The organism is Psychromonas sp. (assembly GCF_047632995.1).
GTDB lineage: Bacteria > Pseudomonadota > Gammaproteobacteria > Enterobacterales > Psychromonadaceae > Psychromonas.
Window position 1 is genome coordinate 1 of record NZ_JBLIEK010000172.1, and the last position, 5,767, is coordinate 5,767.

The following is a 5,767-nucleotide window of genomic DNA, read 5'->3' on the forward strand; positions in this document are numbered from 1 at the left end:
CACCGATACAGAATAGGTATGCGGCTTTGTTAACTGGACCACCCATATCAAGGTTAGACATACAACCCAGGATGAAACCCAGGATAAGTAAGTTCGAACCGCTCATTGCGTTTAACCAAAAAGAGAGGGAGGTATTTAGGAACGCGAAGAACTGACCAGGGCCAACAAGCATGAATAGAATCGTTAGTACACCGGCAATAAGCGGCGTAATAACAATCATCTTAACCGCTTCTAGCACTTGAGGTACCTTGACTTGACGGATAAGCATAACAAATAATGCAGCCGCTGCACCTGCTACAAGACCACCGATAAAGCCACCACTTTCAATAGTTAGATGACCGAAAGTACCACCCACAGCAACAAAGCCACCAACGAAACCGGGTGCCAGACCGGGTTTACCGACCATACCGTAAGCAGTAAATCCCGCAAGAACAACAATCATCAATGGGTTAAATGCTTTTAGTGCGATGTAGTATAGATAGTGAACAATACCTTGGCTGGTTGATGCAAATTCAGCCATGAATTCTTTATCAGCAAGTTGGTCAGCGCTGAGGTTATAAAGGTGGGTATAGTCATATCCAAAGAACAGATTGAGTAAACCAACACAAAGACCGCCAATGATAACAAGAGGAATGATATGAGATACACCAGATAGTGCGCCCTTGTACCAATCTTTAAAGAATTTAACAACGAAATTGCTACTGCCTTCTTCTCCAGAAAACTCATTTGCGGCTGCTGAAGGCACAGCTGCTTTTTTCTCGCTGCCCGCTGCGGCAATTTTCGCTTCAAGCGCATCTAGCATGGCATCTGCTTTCTTGATGCCGTCTTTTACTTTACCCTGAACAGAGACCAGTCCTTCAAAGCGCTCCATCTCTGTAACACCAACATCTGTTGCAAAGATAATACCGGATGCCTCTTCTATATCTTGCGTGGAGATACGGCCGTCAATACCGTTTGCCCCCTGCTTTTCTACTTTGATTTCATAGCCACGTTCTTTAGCCTTGTTCTCTAAAATTTTGGCCGCCATGTAGGTATGCGCAACCCCGGCGGTACATGCTGTAACAGCTAATATTTTCTTCATTTTATGATCCTTTGTTTTCATCTCTTTAAGTTATAGATTAGGTGGTTGTATACTTATTTGTCCTATCAATAACAAACGAACATCTATTAACCAAAGACATTCGCAAGTTAATCACCAATTACTCAGAAAGCGCATTATTACTTAACAAACCCAACTTATCTGTGAGCAAATACACACAAGAACTATATTTTGTATTGAATAGGTATTAATACAATATGGATCACATTAATACAACTTTAAGGGTGGGATGTTGGGCAAGAAATGGAGGGGTTTTAAAGAAGTGATTATTAATGCAGGAGTCGTCTGGGCGAAAGTGATTATCTCAACTGGATTAGCCGCTATGATTAGGCCGTTTTCATTTCCAATGGTCGACTTTTTGGTGATTTAGCAAGCAGCCTGATCTTGGCTATTTTTATATTAACAAGATTAACCTTAATGATTATTCTGGCACTCTATTACGCCTTTATATTAAATCTAACGGGACGGTACAGAAACAGTGTGGCGAATATTAAATTCACCTCACTGAACAGCATAAAGATAAACGCATTTCATTAATTTGCTATTAGTTAAATGCGCGAGCGACTCGGCCCTTAGAAGTTAGCTGATATTGCTTTGCATAGGCAGGAATAAATACCGACTCACCTTTTGCAATAGTCACACTTTCGCCATTGCTATGGGTTAAAGTAAGATCTGCATCTAAAGCAATGAGTATCTCTGCACTTTGTACCGAGATACTTAAATCATCAGCAGATTCAAACAGTGCAAACTTGAAATCATCAACAGGAATAGCGTAATATTCTCCCCCCTCTTTTTCTTCAGGCGTAAACTGCAGTGTATCAAAAGGGATCGCTTCAAATTTAGTGCAAGCAACGAGTTCTTCAACATCAATATATTTTGGTGTTAAACCAGCACGTAAAACATTGTCCGAATTAGCCATAATTTCAAGGCCTGTACCTTTCAAATACGCATGCGGAGTACATGCATAGAGGAACATAGCTTCACCCGGCTGTAGAGTGATCACATTCAGCATTAATGGCGAAAACAGACCGATATCACCGGGATGTTGCTCCGCAAGATCGCCAATAAGCGCAAATAGCGGATCGTCTTTATTTGCATTTGCATATTCAAGCAACTCGTTGACGGCTCTTTCCTTTACTTCTTCTTGCAAGGACAGTATCGCCGAGAAGAAAGCTTCAAGGCCAGCTGAATTCGGTGCAGCATCAAACGCACAAAGCAGATATTCAATTGCAGTAATATTTACTTTTTTAAATAAAGCAATCGTTTGATCAAATTCTCTAAAACCATTCATTGCCAGATAGGGGGTCAGTGCATAGACAAGCTCCGGCTTATGGTTTGGATCTTTATAATTACGGTTTGCAGCAGTGCGGGATATGCCCGCTTTTTCTTCTTTTGCAAAACCGGCAACCGCTTGCTCTTTGCTTGGATGTACCTGAACAGATAAAGCCTCACCGGCTGCCAATACTTTAAACAAATAAGGCAACTCACCATACTTCTCACTTGTTTCTGTCGTTAAAACAGCGCTTTTATTTTGATTGATAAAATCAGATAAAAGCTGAGTTCCCCCCCCGTTTTTGATTTTAGAGCAACCATTTGGATGAGCACCCATCCAAATTTCAGCCTGATGTTGGTTATCCGGATTTTGGATGCCTAGCAGTTCACTGATAGACGTACGGCTTCCCCATATATAGTCCTGGATAACATTTTCCATCGGGAAAAAGTAAGGTGAAAGTACTTGAGTCATTATTAGTCCCTCTTGATTCGATTAGTCGTCGTCAATTAGCGGCTTCTTTTGTAAACTTATAGAAAAGTTCCAATAAAAACAGCTAATTATTTATTTTTAAATAGATTCGTTACGCTTTACTTATTTCAGAGAAAGTTTATTTCCCATTGCTAACGTCGCAGCAATATTTCTTGCTGTTCGCGTTAGATTACCTTCAGCTTCACTTAATACCTGATCTAAAGCCTGAGGAGAACGCACTGTGCCAAATATACTGCCGATTGTGTTATACAAGGCTTCCACTTCAGTGCCTAACGAGCCGGCAATAGCAATCACAGGAATGTCTCGAGCCAGTGCGCGTTTAGCAACACCAAAGGGGGTTTTACCATTAAGGGTCTGATTATCCATCTGACCTTCACCAGTGATAACTAAGTCAGCCCCGGCTAATGCATCATCAACCTTCAAAATATCCAGTACCATGTCGATACCCGCCTGAATTTGAATCTCAAAGGCTAAGCACAAGCCCATTGGCGCGCCGCCAGCTGCGCCGAAACCTGCACTTTGTCGATGATTAACCGTTAATGTTTTCTCTGCAATATCGGCAAAATGAGCTAATGCAATATCGAGTTGCTCAACCATTTTCGGTGTTGCCCCCTTTTGCGGACCAAAAATGGCACTAGCACCATTTTTACCGGTTAGTGGGTTACTCACATCACAGGCAACAATAAATTCAACATTTGCACAACGTTTATCAAGGTTGCTTAGATCGATAGTCGCTAAATCAGCAAGCGCGGCACCGCCAACGGGCAATTCATTACCCTGTACATCTAATAATTGACCACCTAAGGCTTGTAAAATACCAGCCCCTCCATCATTGCTAGCACTGCCACCTAATCCTAGGATAATTTTCTCAGCGCCTAAATCCAATGCTTGCAGTATGATTTGACCGGTACCAAAGCTAGTTGCAATGAGCGGATTGCGTTGTCCTGGCGTTATTAAATCAAGGCCAGAGGCACCTGCTATTTCAATTAATGCTGTTTTATATTGCCCGTCATTAAGCAGTGCCCACATTGCATTAACATGACCAGAGATAGGACCTACTGCTTCACCATATTGTTTTTCACCTTTGAGCATATCAACTAAAACATCAACAGTGCCTTCACCGCCATCAGCAAGGGGGATCTTGATAAATTCACTGTCTGGGAAAATTTTCGAAAAGCCATTTTCGATGCAGGTTGCAACGGCCATAGCAGAAAGGGATTCTTTAAAGGAATCGGGTGCGATAACAATTTTCATCACTTCACCTATGAACCCCTCTTATTGAGGGGTTTTAATAGTAGTTAACAACCGCTTAGAATTTAACACGGAATGTTTTAGCCTGACATTGAGCTAATGTGCCAAAATCCTGTGCTTGTTGTGCTGTGACATCCGCTTTTAGCGTTTCATCCATTAAGGTTTCAACCCACTCGGTAACGGGTGTTGTAAACTCAACGTTGCCAGCTGTGGTTGCTGTTTCAGACGGATTGTAAACACGCATAATTAATGCCTCTTCATCTTCCGCTTTTTTCAGTACACTCAATACCAGGCCAGATTTCTCAGTGCTTAATAAGCTGTAGGTTAATGGTAAATTCTGTTCACCCACATTAAGCTTCATCGCATTGAACGGGATTTTGTTGTAGCACTGAATCGGTGTCACATTGGCACGCGCTTCGGCCATTACATTGGCATCGATATGGTTACCCGCAAAGCCAAACAGTGTAAATTCACACACTAATTTGCCACGTACTTGTGAATTCGGCGCCGGGATCTTAATACCCGATGGACGGCCAGGACGAAGCAGCAGATTTTCTTTACCCAGTACACCAATACCACGGAATAGGGTAAGCGCTAATGTGTCACGTTGCTCACTTTGATTGGCAATCACTTCAAATTCACGCAAACCATTAGTCATAACCGCCATGCCCGCTTGACCATTTTCCAGTGCAGCAAAATTCATCAGCTGGTAGACAGGAACCGGTGCTTCTTTCCACTTCTCTTCCTCCCATACTTTCATTGCCGGATCATCCGTTGGCCGGGTGATTAAACCGAACTGGTTGTCAGCAACAACCGTATCGGTAACAAATGTGGTTGGGATCAAGACACGCACGCGGTGATCATCGGCCTGGTTATCCAGTTCCATACGCACTTCAATACGACGAGTCTCTTCCTTGAGCACAACACGGCAAACTACATCGACATAACCTTTTTGATTGCTACGCGCTTCACGCGCTTCAAGGTTAGAAGGTACGTCCATACGGAATTTAATCGTGGCAACAGATTGGAATGCCTGCTGCTCAACCTTAATTTCTGCGTTAAATTCATCTGAATATAACAGCCATTCTTTACGTGAAGGAGAGTAATCGTACTCATCACCATCATCTGAGCCATCTTCAAGACGCAATGCCTGATCAAATGTCTGCTCAGTCTCTTTATCAAAGATAGTTAATGTCCCGTTATCGTTAACAGTCACTTTGTAGAAACTGTTTTCCAGTACATTCTGTTGTTTTTGTGGTGCCGCCTTTAATGCACCTTTTTCATTTGCTTTAACATGGAAAGTGCTAAAGCCCATTGCCGGCACGTTAACTTTAAGCTGAATATCGAACTCCATAAATGGGTCATAGTTACCGTAATGTACGATTTGTCGGTCAATTTTACCCGGGTCGATTTCACGTTGGTCTTCAATAAAGTATTCAATTTCGTTACCCGCATCATCAAAAATCTTGAATTCTTGAGCACGAATAGTTATCTGGGTATTAACAACTTCATCACGTGCGTAGGGAGAAAGATTGAATAATGCAAGTTTGTCACAATCTTCTTTAGCCGGCATATGATCAACAATTTTACGCTTATAGAAGTTGATAAGGTTAGTCGCCATATCATCGGCAAGGATGTAACGGTTTAAGATTTCC

At 42.2% G+C, this 5,767-nt stretch carries 4 protein-coding genes; all 4 read right to left on the bottom strand.

From position 1 onward, the window contains the following. Positions 1-1,081: fructose PTS transporter subunit IIB (locus tag ACJAT7_RS17450; protein ID WP_415228077.1), on the bottom strand; the 1,081-nt coding region annotated here is incomplete at its 3' end. Between the two features lie 562 nt (positions 1,082-1,643). Next, positions 1,644-2,843, bottom strand: coding sequence for a mannose-6-phosphate isomerase, class I (gene manA / locus ACJAT7_RS17455; RefSeq protein WP_415228078.1), 1,200 nt, complete (start codon positions 2,841-2,843; stop codon positions 1,644-1,646). Positions 2,844-2,963: 120 nt separating this feature from the next. Then, positions 2,964-4,115, bottom strand: a complete 1,152-nt coding sequence (locus ACJAT7_RS17460; protein WP_415228079.1) for a glycerate kinase — start codon at positions 4,113-4,115, stop codon at positions 2,964-2,966. A 55-nt stretch (positions 4,116-4,170) separates the two neighbouring features. Further along, positions 4,171-5,767 (bottom strand): glycoside hydrolase family 38 C-terminal domain-containing protein (locus tag ACJAT7_RS17465; protein WP_415228080.1); only part of this gene is annotated, 1,597 nt, incomplete at its 5' end.

Coding starts and splice junctions, on each gene's coding strand:
- manA (WP_415228078.1), bottom strand. CDS start 2,843: ATGACTCAAGTACTTTCACCTTACTTTTTCCCGATGGAAAATGTTATC.
- ACJAT7_RS17460 (WP_415228079.1), bottom strand. CDS start 4,115: ATGAAAATTGTTATCGCACCCGATTCCTTTAAAGAATCCCTTTCTGCT.